The 17541-nt window shown below is 60.2% G+C and carries 21 protein-coding genes; 8 read left to right on the top strand and 13 right to left on the bottom strand.

Annotated features, from left to right (window positions below; genetic code table 11):
• The first annotated feature begins 299 nt into the window (after positions 1 to 299).
• The gene (gene mqo / locus V3W39_RS17160) at positions 300 to 1835 is read left to right on the top strand and encodes a malate dehydrogenase (quinone) (RefSeq protein ID WP_177043454.1); all 1536 of its coding nucleotides are present in this window, start codon (positions 300 to 302) and stop codon (positions 1833 to 1835) included.
• 105 nt (positions 1836 to 1940) lie between these two features.
• Here the strand turns inward: mqo and V3W39_RS17155 are convergent, their stop codons facing one another.
• The 3 genes from V3W39_RS17155 to V3W39_RS17145 form a co-directional block, all read right to left on the bottom strand.
• Positions 1941 to 2228, bottom strand: coding sequence for a PA4642 family protein (locus tag V3W39_RS17155; RefSeq protein WP_177113425.1), 288 nt, complete (start codon positions 2226 to 2228; stop codon positions 1941 to 1943).
• Positions 2229 to 2436: 208 nt separating this feature from the next.
• A complete protein-coding gene (locus V3W39_RS17150; RefSeq protein ID WP_177043452.1) occupies positions 2437 to 2922 on the bottom strand; it encodes a hypothetical protein in 486 nt (161 codons plus the stop codon).
• 61 nt (positions 2923 to 2983) lie between these two features.
• A complete protein-coding gene (locus V3W39_RS17145; RefSeq protein WP_003216150.1) occupies positions 2984 to 3541 on the bottom strand; it encodes a hypoxanthine-guanine phosphoribosyltransferase in 558 nt (185 codons plus the stop codon).
• Positions 3542 to 3706: 165 nt separating this feature from the next.
• On the opposite strand from V3W39_RS17145, the gene upp reads away from it, so the two are divergent.
• Complete coding sequence (gene upp, locus V3W39_RS17140; RefSeq protein ID WP_003216149.1) at positions 3707 to 4345, top strand: uracil phosphoribosyltransferase; 639 nt, start codon at positions 3707 to 3709, stop codon at positions 4343 to 4345.
• Between the two features lie 2 nt (positions 4346 to 4347).
• Entirely contained in the window at positions 4348 to 5622 is a 1275-nt protein-coding gene (locus V3W39_RS17135; protein WP_177043451.1) for a uracil-xanthine permease family protein, read from the top strand.
• 138 nt (positions 5623 to 5760) lie between these two features.
• Here V3W39_RS17135 and hisC read toward each other — a convergent pair whose 3' ends face one another.
• From hisC to V3W39_RS17085, 10 genes are all read right to left on the bottom strand, one after another.
• Positions 5761 to 6813, bottom strand: a complete 1053-nt coding sequence (gene hisC, locus V3W39_RS17130) for a histidinol-phosphate transaminase (RefSeq protein WP_177120552.1) — start codon at positions 6811 to 6813, stop codon at positions 5761 to 5763.
• A 3-nt stretch (positions 6814 to 6816) separates the two neighbouring features.
• Positions 6817 to 8145 carry a histidinol dehydrogenase gene (hisD, locus tag V3W39_RS17125; protein WP_177077904.1) on the bottom strand — a complete coding sequence of 443 codons (1329 nt, stop codon included), beginning with the start codon at positions 8143 to 8145 and terminating at the stop codon, positions 6817 to 6819.
• Positions 8146 to 8272: 127 nt separating this feature from the next.
• On the bottom strand, positions 8273 to 8908 hold the full coding sequence (gene hisG / locus V3W39_RS17120) for an ATP phosphoribosyltransferase (RefSeq protein WP_003188599.1): 636 nt from the start codon (positions 8906 to 8908) through the stop codon (positions 8273 to 8275).
• A gap of 247 nt (positions 8909 to 9155) precedes the next feature.
• Positions 9156 to 10421, bottom strand: a complete 1266-nt coding sequence (murA, locus tag V3W39_RS17115) for a UDP-N-acetylglucosamine 1-carboxyvinyltransferase (RefSeq protein ID WP_177043448.1) — start codon at positions 10419 to 10421, stop codon at positions 9156 to 9158.
• Positions 10422 to 10444: 23 nt separating this feature from the next.
• On the bottom strand, positions 10445 to 10684 hold the full coding sequence (locus tag V3W39_RS17110) for a BolA family protein (RefSeq protein WP_010170570.1): 240 nt from the start codon (positions 10682 to 10684) through the stop codon (positions 10445 to 10447).
• A gap of 114 nt (positions 10685 to 10798) precedes the next feature.
• Complete coding sequence (locus tag V3W39_RS17105) at positions 10799 to 11104, bottom strand: STAS domain-containing protein (RefSeq protein WP_177043447.1); 306 nt, start codon at positions 11102 to 11104, stop codon at positions 10799 to 10801.
• Positions 11101 to 11754, bottom strand: a complete 654-nt coding sequence (locus V3W39_RS17100; protein ID WP_010170573.1) for an MlaC/ttg2D family ABC transporter substrate-binding protein — start codon at positions 11752 to 11754, stop codon at positions 11101 to 11103. Before V3W39_RS17100 ends, V3W39_RS17105 begins: the two co-directional genes overlap by 4 nt.
• 11 nt (positions 11755 to 11765) lie before the next feature.
• Positions 11766 to 12233, bottom strand: a complete 468-nt coding sequence (mlaD, locus tag V3W39_RS17095; protein ID WP_010170575.1) for an outer membrane lipid asymmetry maintenance protein MlaD — start codon at positions 12231 to 12233, stop codon at positions 11766 to 11768.
• Entirely contained in the window at positions 12233 to 13030 is a 798-nt protein-coding gene (mlaE, locus tag V3W39_RS17090) for a lipid asymmetry maintenance ABC transporter permease subunit MlaE (RefSeq protein WP_177043446.1), read from the bottom strand. Before mlaE ends, mlaD begins: the two co-directional genes overlap by 1 nt.
• Positions 13030 to 13839 carry an ATP-binding cassette domain-containing protein gene (locus tag V3W39_RS17085; protein WP_003216128.1) on the bottom strand — a complete coding sequence of 270 codons (810 nt, stop codon included), beginning with the start codon at positions 13837 to 13839 and terminating at the stop codon, positions 13030 to 13032. The genes mlaE and V3W39_RS17085 overlap by 1 nt, the downstream gene beginning before the upstream one ends.
• Positions 13840 to 14131: 292 nt before the next feature.
• Here V3W39_RS17085 and V3W39_RS17080 point away from each other — a divergent pair, with 292 nt between their 5' ends.
• Genes V3W39_RS17080 through lptB form a run of 5 tightly spaced genes read left to right on the top strand, consistent with a single transcriptional unit; the run spans position 14132 to position 17496 of the window.
• Positions 14132 to 15106 (top strand): KpsF/GutQ family sugar-phosphate isomerase, encoded by a 975-nt coding sequence (locus V3W39_RS17080; protein WP_330212995.1) that lies wholly within the window; start codon positions 14132 to 14134, stop codon positions 15104 to 15106.
• The gene (locus tag V3W39_RS17075) at positions 15107 to 15631 is read left to right on the top strand and encodes a KdsC family phosphatase (protein ID WP_177043444.1); all 525 of its coding nucleotides are present in this window, start codon (positions 15107 to 15109) and stop codon (positions 15629 to 15631) included. It abuts the gene before it with no gap.
• A gap of 8 nt (positions 15632 to 15639) precedes the next feature.
• Entirely contained in the window at positions 15640 to 16212 is a 573-nt protein-coding gene (lptC, locus tag V3W39_RS17070) for an LPS export ABC transporter periplasmic protein LptC (RefSeq protein WP_177043443.1), read from the top strand.
• Positions 16199 to 16771, top strand: a complete 573-nt coding sequence (lptA, locus tag V3W39_RS17065; RefSeq protein ID WP_177043442.1) for a lipopolysaccharide transport periplasmic protein LptA — start codon at positions 16199 to 16201, stop codon at positions 16769 to 16771. Before lptC ends, lptA begins: the two co-directional genes overlap by 14 nt.
• Complete coding sequence (gene lptB / locus V3W39_RS17060) at positions 16771 to 17496, top strand: LPS export ABC transporter ATP-binding protein (protein ID WP_003216119.1); 726 nt, start codon at positions 16771 to 16773, stop codon at positions 17494 to 17496. Before lptA ends, lptB begins: the two co-directional genes overlap by 1 nt.
• The last annotated feature ends 45 nt before the right edge of the window (positions 17497 to 17541 follow it).

The following is a 17541-nucleotide window of genomic DNA, read 5'->3' as shown; positions in this document are numbered from 1 at the left end:
TGGAACAGCCCCACCACACAGGACCGAGCACTCCTCAAAAAACGGAGCTTGAAGCCTGTCCGCTACGGATTTGGTTGCACGATCGGACGAGCTTGACCATAAGTCGAATTGCCACAGGTGTCCTTAAATGCGTTCATACGCACATCAGGCCCGGCCGGCAGCGTCCGCTTGCGATAAATTGCGAAGAATCGGACATGGCGATCCTGGCCATGGGTAACCTGGGGCATCACGTGAACCGCCCCGTCACTCCTGGCAGCCATGCCGTCAATTTGGTGCTGCAGATTTTGGAGACGCGTTAAATGGCGCATAACGAAGCAGTCGACGTAGTACTGGTAGGTGCGGGCATCATGAGTGCCACCCTCGCCGTACTGCTCAAAGAGCTCGACCCCGGCCTCAAGCTGGAAGTCGTTGAGCTGATGGATTCGGGTGCCGCGGAAAGTTCCAACCCGTGGAACAACGCCGGTACCGGCCACGCCGGGCTGTGTGAGCTGAACTACACACCCGAGGCCGCCGACGGCTCCATCGACATCAAGAAAGCCGTGCACATCAACACCCAATTCGAGGTGTCGAAGCAGTTCTGGGCGTACTTGACCAAGAAAGGCACCTTTGGCTCGTCCAAATCCTTTATCAGCCCCGTGCCGCACCTGAGCTTCGTGCAGGGCGAGAAAGGCGTGTCGTTCCTCAAGAAACGCTTTGAAACCCTCAGCCAGCACCACGCGTTCTCGGACATGCACTACACCGAAGACCGCAGCGAGATGGCCGAGTGGATGCCGCTGATGATGCCTGGCCGCCCGCTGGACGAAAAAATCGCCGCCACCCGCGTGATGAACGGCACCGACGTCAACTTCGGCGCCCTGACCAACCAGTTACTCTCGCACCTGACCAGCGCACCGGATGCCCAGGTCAAGTACAGCAAGCGCGTCACCGGCCTCAAGCGCAACGGCGCCGGCTGGACCGTGAGCATCAAGGACGTCAACAGCGGCAACTCCCGTGATGTGGACGCCAAGTTCGTGTTCCTCGGCGCCGGTGGCGCGGCCCTGCCGCTGCTGCAAGCGTCGGGCATCGAAGAAAGCAAGGGCTTCGGCGGCTTCCCGGTCAGCGGCCAGTGGCTGCGTTGCGACAACCCGGAAGTGGTCAAGCACCACCAGGCCAAGGTCTACAGCCAGGCCGCCGTGGGTTCGCCACCGATGTCGGTGCCGCACCTCGACACCCGCGTAGTGGATGGCAAGAAGTCCCTGCTGTTCGGGCCATACGCCGGCTTCACCACCAAGTTCCTCAAGCACGGCTCGTTCCTTGACCTGCCCCTGTCGATTCGTGCCGGCAACATCGGCCCGATGCTGGCCGTGGCCCGGGACAACATGGACCTGACCAAGTACCTGGTCAGCGAAGTGCGCCAGTCCATGGAACAGCGCCTGGAATCCCTGCGCCGCTTCTACCCTGAAGCGAAAGCCGAAGACTGGCGCCTGGAAGTGGCCGGCCAACGGGTGCAGATCATCAAGAAAGACCCGAAGAAAGGCGGCGTGCTGCAATTCGGTACCGAACTGGTTGCGGCCAAGGACGGTTCGTTGGCCGCCCTGCTGGGCGCGTCCCCGGGCGCTTCGGTGACGGTGTCGATCATGCTGGAACTGATCGAACGCTGCTTCCCGGCGAAAGCGGCCGGTGAGTGGGCTGCCAAGCTGCACGAGATCTTCCCGGCGCGGGAAAAGGTCCTGGAGACCGATGCCGAGCTGTATCGCAAGATCAACACGCAGAACAACATCAGCCTGGAACTGGTTGATGTAGGAGCGAGCTTGCTCGCGAAAGACGTTAACGATGACACAGCTCGCCTGGTTTAACGCGGTGTTCTCAGGTTCTTCGCGAGCAAGCTCGCTCCTACAGTAACAAGCAAAAACGCCCCGCTCTCATGATGAGAACGGGGCGTTTTTTTTCGTCCGCAACAATCAGCCGCGGGCTTGTTCGATCAGCTCGATGTACTCGGCGGCGTTGCGCTGGTCCTTGATCACTTCAACGAAGGTCAGGCCATGCTCGTCCTTGCCATCGAGGTCCAGGCCGGCCTCCTTGAAAAAGCCCAGGAAGCGTTCGAAGTCGTCGATGCGCAGGCCACGGTAGGCCTTGATCAGTTTGTGCAGGGACGGCGAAGTGGCGTCTACCGGCTCGAAATTCAGGAACAGCTTGATTTGCTCGTCGCCGATTTCATCACCAATCAGCTGTTTCTTATCTTTACGCATTACCGACTCCAGCCTGCAGACATATACACGGGAAAAGCAGTTTACCTGTGGCACAGCGGCTTCGAAAGGTACGCGAACCAATGTGGGAGCTGGCTTGCCTGCGATAGCGATGCATCAGTAACAGATGGGCCAACTGACCCACCGCTATCGCAGGCAAGCCAGCTCCCACATTGGCTGTATTTACACGGCCGAATCCGCGTCGGCTGGATTATTTGGCGCGCACCGCCCCGGTGTGCAAATCAGCCCAGATATGGCCATTGGCGTAAGTGAGGAATTGCACGTAGACCGTGTCATTGCGCAACAGGTCGACAATCACCCGGTACTGGGTCACCGGGTAAGACAACGTGAGGGTTTTGCTTTTATCGTCGAACACCGGCTTCTTCAGGCTTTTGCTTTCGGCATCGAAATTGAGGATCACCTGGGCGATGGTCGCGCCTTTGTTCAGGGACTTGCCCTTGAGGCGGATCATCAACGGCGAGGTCACCGGGATCGGCTGCTGGGTGGATTGGCGCTGGTTGCCCACCACCACCGAATAGTCGGTGACTTGCAGCAATTGCTGTTGGTCCGCAGCTTCGGCTCGCAGATTAAGGTCGTCGGGAGGCAGGAACTGGCCGTGCAACGGCGCAGGAGCGGCCGCCAGGGGCAAACTGAGGGTCAGCGCCAGGGCGGCGCAGGTGCGAATCAACAGGCTCATGAACAGCTCCAGACGCAGGGGCCAAGCACGATAGCATGACAGCCCTGCGCCTGAATCCCGCTTACATTCCTTTAACGGCGTAGATACCGTTAGCGTTGCGCCAGTAGCCTTTATAGTCCATGCCGTAACCGAAGATGTAACGGTCGATGCACGGCAGGCCCACGTAATCGGCTTTCAGGTCCGGACGGGCCTTGCGGTCGTGGTCCTTGTCGATCAGCACGGCGGTGTGCACTTTGCGTGCGCCGGCGTGTTTGCAGAAGTCGATGATGGCGCCCAGGGTGTGACCCTCATCGAGGATGTCGTCGATGATCAATACATCGCGGTCGATGAACGAGACTTCCGGCTTGGCTTTCCAGAACAGGTCGCCGCCGCTGGTTTCATTGCGATAGCGGGTGGCGTGCAGGTAGGACGCTTCCAGCGGGAATTGCAGATGGGTGAGCAGTTTACCGGCGAAAATCAGGCCACCGTTCATCACGCAAAAGACCACCGGGTTGGTGTCGGCCATTTCACGGGAGATGTGCGCGCCGACCTTGGCGATGGCCTCTTCGACTTGCGCTTCGGTGTACAGGCAGTCAGCCTCGCGCATGATTTGACGGATATGCTCGAGATCAGCGGACATGGCGCTCTCCAAGGGGGTGCTGTGGCAAGAAAAGCGGGCAAAGGTACGCATGTGAGGCGCAACGTTCAAGCCTTAATGGACTAACGTACTAGATGTCTATAGGACAACACCCTCGGATAGATTAATCTAGGCCGGTTTTTTTGCCCGCCGCCGGAGCCTTTCCCCATGCCCATCCGTGAGATCCGCCATCCGCTGATCCGACATAAACTCGGCCTTATGCGCCGCGCCGACATTAGCACGAAGAACTTCCGCGAGCTTGCTCAGGAAGTCGGAGCGCTGCTCACCTACGAGGCGACCAAAGACCTGCCCCTGGAAAACTACGAGATCGCCGGTTGGTGTGGTCCCGTCCAGGTCGAGAAAATCGCCGGCAAGAAGATTACCGTGGTGCCGATCCTGCGCGCCGGTATCGGCATGCTTGAAGGCGTGCTCAGCCTGATCCCGGGCGCCAAGGTCAGCGCCGTGGGCGTGGCCCGCAACGAAGAGACGCTGCAGGCCCACACCTACCTGGAAAAACTGGTCCCGGAAATCGACGAACGCCTGGCGATGATCATCGACCCGATGCTCGCCACCGGCAGTTCCATGGTTGCCACCATCGACCTGCTGAAAAAGGCCGGCTGCAAGGACATCCGCGCCATGGTGCTGGTGGCCGCTCCCGAAGGCATCGCCGCCGTCGAGAAAGCCCACCCGGACGTGCTGATCTACACCGCGTCCATCGATGAACGCCTGAACGAACACGGCTACATCATCCCGGGCCTGGGCGATGCCGGCGACAAGATCTTCGGTACCAAGCAGAAGGACGCGTGACCATGCAGGATGAGTTCAACGACCCGCTTTGGCGCCAGATCCTGTCTGGCGCACAGATGCTCTTCGTGGCATTTGGCGCGCTGGTGTTGATGCCGCTGATCACCGGTCTCGATCCAAACGTCGCCCTGTTTACCGCAGGCTTGGGCACCTTGTTGTTCCAAGTGGTCACCGGGCGCCAAGTGCCGGTGTTCCTGGCGTCGAGCTTTGCCTTTATCACCCCGATCATTCTCGCCAAGGGCCAATTCGGCCTCGCAGCGACGATGGGCGGAGTGATGGCAGCGGGTTTCGTTTACACCTTCCTCGGCCTGGCAGTGAAGATCAAGGGCACCGGCTTCATCGACCGCCTGCTGCCGCCGGTGGTAATCGGGCCGGTGATTATTTCCATCGGCCTGGCCATGGCGCCGATTGCCGCCAACATGGCGATGGGCAAGGCGGGCGACGGTAGCGAGTTGATCCACTACCAGACGGCCATGCTGATCTCGATGCCGGCGCTGCTCACCACGTTGATCGTGGCAGTGTTCGGCAAGGGTATTTTCCGCCTGGTGCCGATCATCTCGGGCGTACTGGTGGGTTTCGCCATGTCGTTCTACTTCGGTGTAGTCGACACCGCGAAGATCGCCGCCGCACCGTGGTTCGCCCTGCCCCACTTCACCGCGCCGGAGTTCAACTGGCAGGCGATCCTGTTTATCGTCCCGGTGGCCCTGGCCCCGGCGATCGAACACATCGGTGGCGTGATTGCGGTGGGCAGCGTGACCGGTCGCGATTACCTGAAGAAGCCTGGCCTGCACCGCACGCTGCTGGGTGATGGGATCGCCACCACTGCAGCCGGCCTGTTCGGCGGTCCGCCCAACACGACCTACGCGGAAGTGACGGGCGCGGTGATGCTGACCAAGAACTACAACCCGAAGATCATGACCTGGGCGGCAGTGTTTGCCATCAGCCTGGCGTTCATCGGCAAGTTCGGTGCGCTGCTGCAAAGCATTCCAATCCCGGTGATGGGCGGGATCCTGTGCCTGCTGTTCGGCTCGATTGCCGCGGTGGGGATGAACACGCTGATCCGTCACAAGATCGACCTCGGCGAAGCGCGCAATCTGGTGATTGTGTCGGTGACCCTGGTGTTCGGGATTGGCGGTGTGCTGGTGGGAACCGGCACCGGCCCGGATGACTTTGGCCTGAAGGGCATCGCCCTGTGTGCGGTGGTAGCGATTGCGTTGAATCTGCTGCTGCCGGGCAATGACGGCTGGAAGAACAAGAAACCGGATGAGCCGTTGCTGTAAGGCTTCAGCTTTTGGGTGTTGCTGGTGGCCTCATCGCGGGCAAGCCCGGCTCCCACATTGGAATGCATTATCAGAAAGAATGCAGTCCCCTGTGGGAGCCGGGCTTGCCCGCGATGGCGCCGGTTCAGTCAATAAAGATTACAGCTCACCCAACGCATCAATCAGCGCCTGGTTCTGCTCTGGCGTACCAATGCTGATCCGCAGGAACTGGGCAATCCGCTCCTGCTTGAAGTGCCGCACGATCACCCCTTGCTCCCGCACCTTGGCTGCCAGCCCGGCGGCGTCGTGCCGTGGGTGACGGGCAAAGATGAAGTTGGCCGCGGACGGCAACACTTCAAACCCCTTGGCCTCCAGTTGCGCCACCAGCGTTTCACGGCTGTCGATCACCCACTGGCAGGTCTTCTGGAAGTGCTCACGGTCTTCAAACGCAGCCGCCGCGCCGACAATCGCCAGGCGGTCGATCGGGTAGGAGTTGAAGCTGTTCTTGACTCGCTCCAGCGCCTCGATCAGGTCCGGATGGCCCACGGCCAGGCCTACCCGCAAACCGGCCAGGGAGCGCGATTTGGAGAGGGTCTGGGTCACCAGCAGGTTCGGGTATCGGTCCACCAGGCTGATGGCGGTTTCGCCGCCGAAGTCGATATAGGCTTCATCGACCACCACCACCGAATCCGGGCTGGCCTTGAGGATCTGCTCCACCGCATCCAGCGCCATCACACAGCCAGTCGGCGCGTTCGGGTTGGGGAAGATGATCCCGCCGTTGGGCCTGGCGTAGTCCGACACGCGGATCTGGAACTGTTCGTCCAGCGGCACCGCATCGAACGCAATGCGGTACAGGCCGCAGTACACCGGGTAGAAGCTGTAGCTGATGTCCGGGAACAGCAGCGGCAGGTCGTGCTGGAACAAGCCGTGGAAGATGTGCGCCAGGACTTCGTCGGAACCGTTGCCGAGGAACACCTTGCCCGCGTCGATCCCGTAATACTTCGCCACCGCCTGCTTGAGCAGGTCGCTGTTGGGGTCCGGGTACAAACGCAGGTTGTCGTTCAGCTCGGCCTGCATGGCGGCCAGCGCCTTGGGCGACGGGCCGTAGGGGTTTTCATTGGTGTTGAGCTTCACCAGCTTGGTCAGCTTCGGTTGCTCACCGGGCACGTAAGGAACGAGATCCTTGACGAGCGGGCTCCAGAATTTGCTCATGTTTCAGTTCCCCTGCTGCTTGTCGTCAACGATACGGTATTCGGCACTGCGGGCGTGGGCGGTCAGCGACTCGCCACGGGCCAGCACGGAAGCGGTCTTGCCCAACTCCGACGCGCCCTGGGGCGAGCAGAAGATGATCGACGAACGCTTCTGGAAGTCATACACACCCAGCGGCGAGGAGAACCGCGCGGTGCCCGAGGTCGGCAACACGTGGTTGGGGCCTGCGCAGTAGTCACCCAGGGCTTCGCTGGTGTGGCGACCCATGAAGATCGCGCCGGCGTGGCGAATCAGCGGCAGCCAGGCTTGTGGGTCGGCGACGGACAACTCCAGGTGTTCCGGGGCGATGCGGTTGGCCACTTCGATGGCTTGTTCCATGTCACGGACCTGGATCAGGGCGCCACGGCCATTGATCGACTTCTCGATGATCTCGGCGCGCTCCATGGTCGGCAGCAACTTGGCGATGCTCGCGGCCACCTTGTCCAGGAACTCGGCGTCCGGGCTGACCAGGATCGCCTGGGCGTCCTCGTCGTGCTCGGCCTGGGAGAACAGGTCCATGGCGATCCAGTCCGGGTCGGTCTGGCCGTCACACACCACGAGTATTTCCGAAGGGCCGGCGATCATGTCGATGCCAACCTGGCCAAACACGTGGCGCTTGGCCGTGGCCACGTAGATGTTGCCCGGGCCCACCACCTTGTCGACCTTCGGCACGCTTTCGGTACCGTAGGCCAGGGCCGCAACCGCCTGGGCGCCGCCGATGGTGAACACGCGATCAACCCCGGCAATGCAGGCCGCGGCCAGCACCAGTTCGTTGATTTCGCCACGCGGGGTGGGCACCACCATGACCACTTCGGTCACGCCGGCCACCTTGGCCGGAATCGCGTTCATCAGGACCGAAGACGGGTACGACGCCTTGCCGCCGGGCACGTACAGGCCGGCGCGGTCCAGCGGCGTGACCTTCTGGCCCAGCACGGTGCCGTCGGCCTCGGTATAGCTCCAGGAGTCCTGTTTCTGTTTTTCGTGGTAGCTGCGCACCCGCGCAGCCGCCACTTCCAGGGCTTCGCGCTGCGGGGCAGTGATGCGCGTCAGGGCCAGTTCCAGGCGTTCGCGAGGCAGGATCAGGTCGGCCATGGAGGCGACGTCCAGGCCATCGAACTGCCGGGTGAAATCCACCAGCGCCGCGTCACCGCGCTCGCGCACGGCCTTGATGATGTCGAGCACCCGCTGGTTGACCGAATCGTCGGACACGCTTTCCCAGCTCAGCAGATGATCCAGATGATGGGCGAAATCCGGGTCGGCAGCGTTGAGTCGGGCAATTGCAGTGGACGTGGTCATAGCGAGGGCCTCAATAGAATTGGCAAAAACTCAGGCGCCCTAAACTAGCAGTCGTTTCCGCTTGGGCACCTGAGAATTCTGGCTATGAGGCGGATAGACGGGCGCGGCTCAGGGCCGCGCGGGTGAGTCAACCGCGGTGTCGAGACTCCACTGCCTTGCGCAGGGTGTCGATCAACGCCTGGATACGGGCGTGCTGCATTTTCATCGAAGCTTTGTTGACGATCAGCCGGGAGCTGATGTCGGCGATAAAGTCCTGGGGTTCCAGGCCGTTGGCGCGCAGGGTGTTGCCGGTGTCGACCACGTCGATGATCTTGTCGGCCAGGCCGATCAGCGGTGCCAGCTCCATCGAGCCGTAGAGCTTGATGATGTCGACCTGGCGGCCTTGCTCGGCGTAGTAACGCTTGGCAACGTTGACGAACTTGGTCGCCACCCGCAGGCGGCCCTTGGGCTCGACATCACCGACACGGCCGGCGGTCATCAGCTTGCACAGGGCAATACGCAGGTCCAGCGGCTCGTACAGGCCCTGGCCGCCGTATTCCATCAACACGTCTTTACCCGCCACGCCAAGGTCGGCCGCGCCATGTTCAACGTAGGTTGGCACGTCGGTGGCACGCACGATCAGCAGGCGAACGTCGTCCTGGGTCGTGGGGATGATCAGCTTGCGGCTCTTGTCCGGATTCTCGGTCGGCACGATGCCCGCTTCAGCCAGAAGCGGCAAAGTGTCGTCAAGGATGCGGCCCTTGGACAGTGCGATGGTCAACATGGGAAACGTCAGTCCTTCATCAGGCTATTGCTGTCCGGTCGCAATCGGCGCCAGACACAGATCGAGGCCATTACAGCCTCGATTTGAAACAAATCAGCTAACAGCATACATCGTCCTGTGGCGAGGGAGCTTGCTCCCGCTGGGGCGCGAAGCGGCCCTGCTCTTTGTTTAAAAAGACTGGGACTGCTGCGCAGTCCAGCGGGAGCAAGCTCCCTCGCCACAATGACCGTATTTGCAGCTCCTGGAACTAGCCCGGTACGCGGCGGATTTTCGCGCCGAGCATCTGCAGCTTCTCTTCGATGCACTCGTAACCACGGTCGATGTGGTAGATGCGGTCGATCAGGGTGTCGCCCTCTGCGCACAGCGCCGAGATCACCAGGCTGGCCGAGGCACGCAGGTCGGTGGCCATCACTGGCGCGCCCTTGAGCTTTTCGATGCCGGTGACGATGGCAGTGTTGCCTTCGACCTGGATCTTGGCGCCCATGCGGTGCAGTTCGTACACGTGCATGAAGCGGTTTTCGAAGATGGTCTCGATCACGGCACCGGTGCCTTCGGCAATCGCGTTCAGGGAAATGAACTGCGCCTGCATGTCGGTCGGGAACGCCGGGTACGGAGCGGTACGCACGTTGACGGCTTTTGGCCGCTTGCCGTGCATGTTCAGCTCGATCCAGTCTTCACCGGTGGTGATTTCAGCGCCGGCTTCCTTGAGTTTTTCCAGGACGGATTCAAGGATGGTCGGATCGGTGTCCTTGACCTTGACGCGGCCACCGGTGACGGCTGCAGCCACCAGGTAGGTACCGGTCTCGATGCGGTCCGGCATTACTTTGTAGGTGGCCGAGTGCAGGCGCTTAACACCTTCAATGGTGATGGTGTCGGTGCCGGCGCCGGTGATGTTGGCACCCATGGCGATCAGGAAGTTTGCCAGATCGACTACTTCCGGCTCGCGCGCGGCGTTCTGCAGCACGCTGCGGCCGTTGGCCAGGGCAGCAGCCATCATGATGTTCTCGGTACCGGTCACGCTGACGGTATCAAAGAAGAAGTTCGCGCCACGCAGGCCGCCTTCAGGCGCCTTGGCCTTGATGTAGCCGCCTTCGACGTCGATGGTTGCGCCCATGGCTTCGAGGCCACGGATGTGCAGGTCCACCGGACGCGAACCGATGGCGCAACCGCCAGGCAGTGCGACTTCGGCTTCGCCGAAACGGGCAACCATCGGGCCCAGTACCAGGATCGAGGCACGCATGGTTTTCACCAGTTCGTACGGAGCGATCAGGGTCTTGATGGTGCGCGGGTCGATTTCGACGCTGAGTTTCTCGTCGATCACCGGCTCAATGCCCATGCGACCGAACAGTTCGATCATGGTGGTGATGTCGTGCAGGTGCGGCAGGTTGGCCACGGTAACCGGGCCATCGCACAGCAAGGTCGCTGCAAGGATCGGCAGGGCGGAGTTCTTCGCCCCGGAAATACGGATCTCGCCATCAAGACGAGCACCGCCGGTAATAATCAATTTATCCATAAGAATCTCGACGCCTTGGGGGCTCAGGTGCGCTCGGCCCAGGCCGCGCGGCTGAAAAATTTCATAGTGACCGCATGGATGCTGCCATCGGTGATCCACGGGTTCAAATGGGCATAGATCTGCTGTTGACGCTTGACCGGGCTCAACGCCGCCAGTTCATCGCTAATCACGTTCAGCTGGAAATTGCAGCCTTCGCCCTCAACTTCAACATTAGTTTGGGGCAGCTTTCCTTCAAGGAAGCTTTTAACTTCTAGGGCCTGCATGATCAACCTCTATGGGCGCCCAGTGCGCGCGGGTCGCACATCATACAAAAAAGCCCCGCGCCTGCGAACCCCGCATAGCAGGACTCTGACGGGGGGCTTCTTTAATAATGTGTATTAAGGATGCGCCAACAGCTCGGTCAGACCGGAAACCTCAGCGATTTCACGCATGTCTTCGGGCAATGCACGGATGCTTACCGGCTTTTTGACGGCCTGTGCATCACGCATGAAACACAGCAGCAACGACAAGCCTACACTGCTGGACTTCACCACCGCCGAGCAATCCAGCACCAGCGCAGCAGAGGTGCTGGCATTGATCAGCCCCTGGCCCTGCTTGCGCAGGGCTGGCCCGGTGCTGTAATCCAGCACGCCGCTGATCAGCAATTCGCCGGCCTCGCCGAGGCGGATAGCCGACTCGGTCATTGGGCAGGCTTCCCGGCAGCTTTATCGGTTTCTTCCTTGGCCTTGGCGACTTCACCGGCCCAACCATTGATGGTTTTGTCCAGGTCGTTGCCATTGCGCTGCATGGCGTCGGCGAACTGGTCACGGAAAAGCTTGCCGATGTTGATACCGTTGATGATCACGTTACGCAGCTTCCACTCGCCGTTGACCTTCTCCAGCGTGTACTGCACCGGATACACCGCGCCATTGTTGCCCTTGACGCTCATGTTGACGCTGGTGCGATCCCCGGACTCATCCCCGGCCGGAGCGACGGTAATCCCCTGGTTGTTATACTCGAGCAGGGCATTGCCGTAGAACTGGAACAGGCCCTTCTTGAAGTTTTCCTGGAACGTCTGCATCTGCGCAGGGGTAGCCTTGCGCGAGTACTTGACGGTCATGATGCTGCGGGAAATGCCTTCGGCATCGACAACAGGGCCCACAATGGTATTGAGCGCGTTGTAGAACTGACTTGGATCCTGCTTGTACTTTTCCTTGTTGGCCGACAAGTCAGCCAACATCTTGTTGGTAGTGTCCTGCACCAGGTCATGTGCGGAACCGCCGGCAGCGGCGTTAGCCATCAACGGCAGTGCCGCGAGCAGTACCAACAGGCCACGTCGCAAAGTAGAGATCATGAACACATTCCTCATTTGGCGTCTTTATTGACGGTATTGAGCAGGAATTTACCGATCAAGTCCTCCAGCACCAACGACGACTGTGTGTCATGAATGGTCGAACCATCCTTGAGCAGGGCTGTTTCCCCGCCCACGCTGATACCGATGTACTTCTCGCCCAGCAGGCCAGCGGTGAGAATAGACGCAGTGGAGTCAGTCGGCAGATTATCCACCTTCTTGTCCACCTGCATGGTCACACGGCCGGTGAAGCTGTCGCGGTCCAGATCGATCGCTGTGACCTTGCCGATGGTTACACCGGCCATGGTCACTTTAGCTCTGACAGTCAAACCGGCGATATTGTCGAAGTAGGCGTAAAGTTTATAAGTATCGGCGGTGGGGCTGGCCGATAGGCCGCTGACTCGCAGGGCGAGCAACAGTAAAGCCAGGATGCCAGCCAGCAAGAAAAGGCCGACACCGATTTCCACAGTGCGGTTTTGCATCAGAAATCTCCAAACATCAAGGCGGTCAAAATGAAGTCAAGGCCCAGTACCGCCAGCGAGGCGTACACAACGGTCTTGGTGGTGGCGCGACTGATCCCTTCTGAGGTGGGCTCACAGTCATAGCCTTGGAATACGGCGATCCAGGTCACTACAAACGCGAAAACGATGCTCTTGATGATGCCATTGAGCACGTCACCGCTGAAGGTCACGCTGTTCTGCATGTTGCCCCAGTAAGAGCCGTCGTAGACCCCCAGCCAGTCAACCGCCACCCACGAGCCACCCCAGATCCCCACCACGCTGAAAACCATCGCCAGCAGTGGGAGAGAGATGAAGCCGGCCCACAGGCGCGGGGCAACAATGTACTTGAGTGGATCGACACCGATCATTTCCAGGCTGGACAGCTGCTCGGTGGCCTTCATGTTGCCGATCTCGGCGGTCAGCGCAGAACCGGCACGCCCGGCAAACAGCAACGCCGTCACCACCGGGCCCAACTCACGCAACAGGGTCAGGGCAACCATCTGCCCCACCGCCTGCTCGGAGCCGTAGCTGGACAGGATATTGAAACCCTGCAGCGCCAGCACCATGCCGATGAACACCCCGGAAACCACGATGATCACCAGGGACATCACGCCCACGGAGTGCAGTTGCTTGATCAACAGGCCAAAGCTGCCGCCAATGCCGCCACGGCCGAGTAATGCGTGGAACAGGAAAATCGTCGAACGGCCCAGCACGCCGATGATGTCAATGCCGGAGCGGCCGAAAAGGCGAACCTTCTCGATTAGAGATGTCTTGCGCATCAACGCTTCCCCAGAAGATCTGAGCGGTAGTCCGCTGCCGGAAAGTGAAAAGGCACCGGGCCATCGGGATCGCCGGTCATGAATTGGCGAATGCGCGGGTTATCTGCGTTCATCAGCTCTTCAGGCGTGCCCTGCCCCAGCACCTGGCCATCGCCCACTACGTATAGATAGTCGGCAATGCTCGCGGTCTCGGCCAAGTCGTGGGAGACCACGATACTGGTGATACCCAGCGCATCATTGAGCAGGCGGATAAGACGTACCAGGACGCCCATGGCAATCGGGTCCTGGCCAACGAAGGGTTCGTCGTACATGAGAATTTGCGGGTCAAGGGCAATGGCACGCGCCAGGGCCACCCGACGCTTCATGCCACCGGACAGTTCGTCGGGCATCAGGTCGATGGCACCGCGCAGCCCTACGGCCTGCAATTTCAGCAACACAATGTCACGAATCATTTCATCGGACAGCTGTGTATGCACCCGCAGAGGGAACGCCACGTTTTCGAAAACGTCGAGGTCGGTAAACAGGGCACCGCTCTGGAACAGCACGCCCATGTGCTTGCGGGCATCGAACAGGTCGCTGCGCGAGAGGGTCGGCAGGTTCTGGCCATTGACCCAGACTTCACCGGCGGAGGGGCGCAATTGCATGCCCATCAGGCGCAGCAGCGTCGTCTTGCCGCAGCCGGAAGGCCCCATGATGCCCGTGACTTTGCCGCGGGGAATGCGAATATCCACATTATTGAAGATGCTGCGCGTACCGCGCTTGAAGGAAAGGCCCTTCAGCTCGACCGCGTAGGCGTTATCGGCACTCATCTAAACTCCTTGGGATGCAGCCTTTCACTCAGACACCTTGTTTTCGACAAATGCTTGCGTCGAAGAGACAAAAAGGCTGTGCGGACCGAACTGGCGGCGAACTATATCACTGCTGGTACAGCGCCCCCAAGGCCGGAACAGAGCTTGTTCAGAAACAGGACAGCTAAAAAAACCTTGCTGAGGTTCAATCTCAACCACAAACGGAATGAATAAAGCCTGACGAACTTACGTGAGGGAATCGATCATTACCGCTATAATCGCCGACTTTTCGTCAGGCTATACGATTTCAGACATGAGCCAATCCAGCGACCTTATTCAATCCGCACAACGCACCATCCGCCTCGAGCTTGAAGCCGTAGAAGGTTTGCTGGCTCATATCGACGCGGATTTCGTACGCGCCTGCGAGATGATTCTGGCCAGCAAGGGCCGCGTAGTCGTGGTCGGCATGGGCAAATCCGGGCATGTTGGCAACAAGATCGCCGCCACCCTGGCAAGCACCGGTACCACCGCGTTCTTCGTGCATCCGGCCGAAGCCAGCCACGGCGACATGGGCATGATCACCCGGGATGACATCATCCTGGCCCTGTCCAACTCTGGCACCACCAACGAAATCGTGACCCTGCTGCCGCTGATCAAGCGCCTGGGCATCCAGCTGATCAGCGTGACCGGCAACCCGGACTCGACGCTGGCAAAAGCGGCTGAAGTGAATTTGAACGTACACGTTGCCGAAGAAGCCTGCCCGCTGAACCTGGCGCCAACCTCCTCCACCACCGCCGCCCTGGTCATGGGCGATGCACTGGCCGTGGCATTGCTGGAAGCCCGCGGCTTTACCGCCGAAGACTTCGCCTTTTCCCACCCGGGTGGCGCCCTGGGCCGCCGCCTGCTGCTGAAAGTGGAAAACGTGATGCACGCCGGCGAAGAGCTGCCACAGGTGGCGCGCGGCACGTTGCTTAAAGATGCCTTGATGGAAATGACCCTCAAGCGCCTCGGCATGACCGTGATCCTGGAGCCCGACGGGCGCCTGGCCGGGGTTTTCACCGACGGTGACCTGCGCCGCACCCTGGACCGCAACCTCGACATCCAGACTGCAACCATCGACGAAGTCATGACGCCTCACGGCAAGACCGCCCGCCCCGAGATGCTCGCGGCCGAAGCGCTGAAGATCATGGAAGACCATAAAATCCTGGCGCTGGTGGTGGTCGACAGCGACGACCGCCCGGTTGGCGCCTTGAACATGCACGACTTGCTGCGTGCGGGAGTGATGTAAATGACCACCGATCTGCTGCAACGGGGCAAAAACATCAAGCTGGCGATTTTCGACGTCGACGGCGTGCTGACGGACGGCCGCCTGTACTTTCTGGAAGACGGCAGCGAATTCAAGACCTTCAACACCCTCGATGGCCAGGGCATCAAGATGCTGATGGCGGCGGGCGTGCAAACCGGCATCATCAGTGGTCGCAAGACCCCGGTTGTGGAACGCCGCGCACAAAACCTGGGGATTCCTCACCTGTATCAGGGCCGCGAGGATAAACTGGTGGTTCTGGACGAGCTTCTTGGCAAACTCAACCTAAGCTATGAGCAGGTTGCCTACCTCGGTGACGATTTACCCGACCTGCCGGTGATCCGCCGGGTCGGCCTGGGCATGGCTGTGGCCAATGCGGCGGCGTTCGTGCGCGAACACGCGCATGGCGTTACCACCGCCCGTGGCGGCGAAGGCGCCGCCCGCGAGTTCTGCGAGTTGATTCTGCGCGCCCAAGGCAGCCTCGAAGCGGCTCATGCCGCCTACCTATAGAGCGTTTTATGCTGAGTAAAAAGATTCGCAATTTCCTGATATTCGCCGTGATCGCCGCCGTGTTTCTCGCGGTTGGCTACTGGAATATCAGCCCGGAGCGCTTCCTCGACAAGCCTGTTGCGCAGGTCGACGAAAGTGCCATCGACTATTACGCCATCAACGCCCACAGCATCCAGTACCTGCCCGATGGCAAGGTCCAGTATGAAATGACCTCCGACAAGGTCGAGCACTTGAAGGCCTCCGAGGTCACGCTGCTCACCAAGCCGGACATGAACCTGTACCGCGGCGCCGAATTCCCGTGGCACGTCACCAGTGAGCGTGGCGAGGTCAACCCGGACGGCACCCAAGTGGAACTGATTGACTCCGTGCGCGTTGCGCGCACTGACGCCAAGAACCGCGACACCATCATTACCAGCAGTCGCATGACCGTATTCCCACAGAAGCAATATGCGCAGACCGAGCAAGACGTTAGAATCGACGGCGCTGGCGGTGTATCGACTGGCAAGGGAATGAAAGCGTATTTGAAAGAAAGCAGGATACACCTGCTATCGAACGTAAGAGGACAGTATGAGGCTCGTTAAAACCCTCCCTATTTTGCTCGGCCTGGGCGCAGCACTGGGAAGCGTGAGCGCCTGGGCTCTGCCGAACGATAGCCAGCAACCGATCCACATTCAGGCTGACGACGCGCAGCTGGATGACAAGCAAGGTATCGCGACCTACACCGGCAGCGTGATCATCACCCAAGGCTCGATGAAAGTGACGGGTAACACCGTGACACTGACTCGCACCCCGGCAGGCGATATCGACGTGGTCACTTCGGTCGGCAACCTGGCGTATTTCGAACAGCTGCAGAAAGTTGGCGACCCTACGCCGGTCAAAGGCTACGGCAAGACAATTCAGTACCACGCCCAGCAAAATCGCATCGTACTGATCGACCAGGCCCGGGTCATCAATGATGGCAACACCACCGACGGCGAAAAAATCGTCTACGACACGGTGAAGCAGATTGCCCAGGCCGGTCGCGCCACCGGCTCTAAAATCAGCACGCCGAAGCCACGCATCGACATGGTTATCCAGCCTAAGCAGAAACCTGGCGAAGCCCAGGCGGCGCCGAAAACCGACGCGAAGAAGGCGAATTAATGGCAACCCTGAAAGCCCAGCATCTGGCCAAGGCCTATAAAAGCCGTCAGGTCGTGCGCGACGTCAGCCTGTCGATCGACAGCGGCCAGATCGTCGGCTTGCTCGGCCCCAACGGTGCCGGCAAGACCACCTGCTTCTACATGATTGTCGGCCTGGTACAGGCCGATCAAGGCCGCGTCCTGATCGACGACCTGGACGTAAGCCACCAGCCCATGCACGGTCGTGCACAGGCGGGTATCGGCTATCTTCCCCAGGAAGCATCGATCTTCCGCAAATTGTCGGTTTCCGACAACATCATGGCGATCCTCGAGACCCGCAAGGAACTCGACCGCGCCGGGCGCAAGAAAGAGCTGGAAAGCCTGCTGCAGGAATTCCACATCAACCATATCCGCGACAACCTCGGCATGAGCCTTTCCGGCGGCGAGCGTCGTCGTGTGGAAATCGCCCGCGCCCTGGCCACTGCGCCGAAGTTCATCCTGCTGGATGAACCTTTCGCCGGTGTCGACCCGATCTCGGTCGGCGACATCAAGCAGATCATCCACCACCTGAAAGCCAAGGGCATCGGTGTGTTGATCACCGACCACAACGTCCGCGAGACCCTCGATATCTGCGAAACCGCGTATATCGTCAACGATGGACAGCTGATTGCCGAAGGTGACTCCGCCACCATCCTGGCCAACGAACTGGTCAAGGAAGTGTATCTGGGTCACGAGTTCCGCCTGTAAACACGGTGGTATCAGGCCATTCGCCATGGAGCGCGGGAGTCAATA

This window comes from Pseudomonas sp. Z18(2022), from assembly GCF_036346535.1.
Lineage (GTDB): Bacteria > Pseudomonadota > Gammaproteobacteria > Pseudomonadales > Pseudomonadaceae > Aquipseudomonas > Aquipseudomonas yamanorum_A.
Note: the sequence above shows the minus strand (reverse complement) of the source record. Positions and strands in the feature narration are given on the sequence as shown.

Excerpts from the sequence above, each read along its gene's own strand:
- V3W39_RS17150 (WP_177043452.1), bottom strand. The coding sequence starts at position 2,922 with ATGAGCCTGTTGATTCGCACCTGCGCCGCCCTGGCGCTGACCCTCAGT.
- V3W39_RS17145 (WP_003216150.1), bottom strand. The coding sequence starts at position 3,541 with ATGTCCGCTGATCTCGAGCATATCCGTCAAATCATGCGCGAGGCTGAC.
- V3W39_RS17105 (WP_177043447.1), bottom strand. The coding sequence starts at position 11,104 with ATGACCGAGTCGGCTATCCGCCTCGGCGAGGCCGGCGAATTGCTGATC.
- V3W39_RS17110 (WP_010170570.1), bottom strand. The coding sequence starts at position 10,684 with ATGCAGGCCCTAGAAGTTAAAAGCTTCCTTGAAGGAAAGCTGCCCCAA.
- lptB (WP_003216119.1), top strand. The coding sequence starts at position 16,771 with ATGGCAACCCTGAAAGCCCAGCATCTGGCCAAGGCCTATAAAAGCCGT.
- hisC (WP_177120552.1), bottom strand. The coding sequence starts at position 6,813 with ATGAGCAAATTCTGGAGCCCGCTCGTCAAGGATCTCGTTCCTTACGTG.
- V3W39_RS17080 (WP_330212995.1), top strand. The coding sequence starts at position 14,132 with ATGAGCCAATCCAGCGACCTTATTCAATCCGCACAACGCACCATCCGC.
- hisG (WP_003188599.1), bottom strand. The coding sequence starts at position 8,908 with ATGTTGACCATCGCACTGTCCAAGGGCCGCATCCTTGACGACACTTTG.
- murA (WP_177043448.1), bottom strand. The coding sequence starts at position 10,421 with ATGGATAAATTGATTATTACCGGCGGTGCTCGTCTTGATGGCGAGATC.
- V3W39_RS17085 (WP_003216128.1), bottom strand. The coding sequence starts at position 13,839 with ATGAGTGCCGATAACGCCTACGCGGTCGAGCTGAAGGGCCTTTCCTTC.
- lptA (WP_177043442.1), top strand. The coding sequence starts at position 16,199 with ATGAGGCTCGTTAAAACCCTCCCTATTTTGCTCGGCCTGGGCGCAGCA.
- lptC (WP_177043443.1), top strand. The coding sequence starts at position 15,640 with ATGCTGAGTAAAAAGATTCGCAATTTCCTGATATTCGCCGTGATCGCC.
- mlaD (WP_010170575.1), bottom strand. The coding sequence starts at position 12,233 with ATGCAAAACCGCACTGTGGAAATCGGTGTCGGCCTTTTCTTGCTGGCT.
- V3W39_RS17075 (WP_177043444.1), top strand. The coding sequence starts at position 15,107 with ATGACCACCGATCTGCTGCAACGGGGCAAAAACATCAAGCTGGCGATT.
- mlaE (WP_177043446.1), bottom strand. The coding sequence starts at position 13,030 with ATGCGCAAGACATCTCTAATCGAGAAGGTTCGCCTTTTCGGCCGCTCC.
- V3W39_RS17135 (WP_177043451.1), top strand. The coding sequence starts at position 4,348 with ATGCAGGATGAGTTCAACGACCCGCTTTGGCGCCAGATCCTGTCTGGC.
- mqo (WP_177043454.1), top strand. The coding sequence starts at position 300 with ATGGCGCATAACGAAGCAGTCGACGTAGTACTGGTAGGTGCGGGCATC.
- hisD (WP_177077904.1), bottom strand. The coding sequence starts at position 8,145 with ATGACCACGTCCACTGCAATTGCCCGACTCAACGCTGCCGACCCGGAT.
- V3W39_RS17100 (WP_010170573.1), bottom strand. The coding sequence starts at position 11,754 with ATGATCTCTACTTTGCGACGTGGCCTGTTGGTACTGCTCGCGGCACTG.
- V3W39_RS17155 (WP_177113425.1), bottom strand. The coding sequence starts at position 2,228 with ATGCGTAAAGATAAGAAACAGCTGATTGGTGATGAAATCGGCGACGAG.
- upp (WP_003216149.1), top strand. The coding sequence starts at position 3,707 with ATGCCCATCCGTGAGATCCGCCATCCGCTGATCCGACATAAACTCGGC.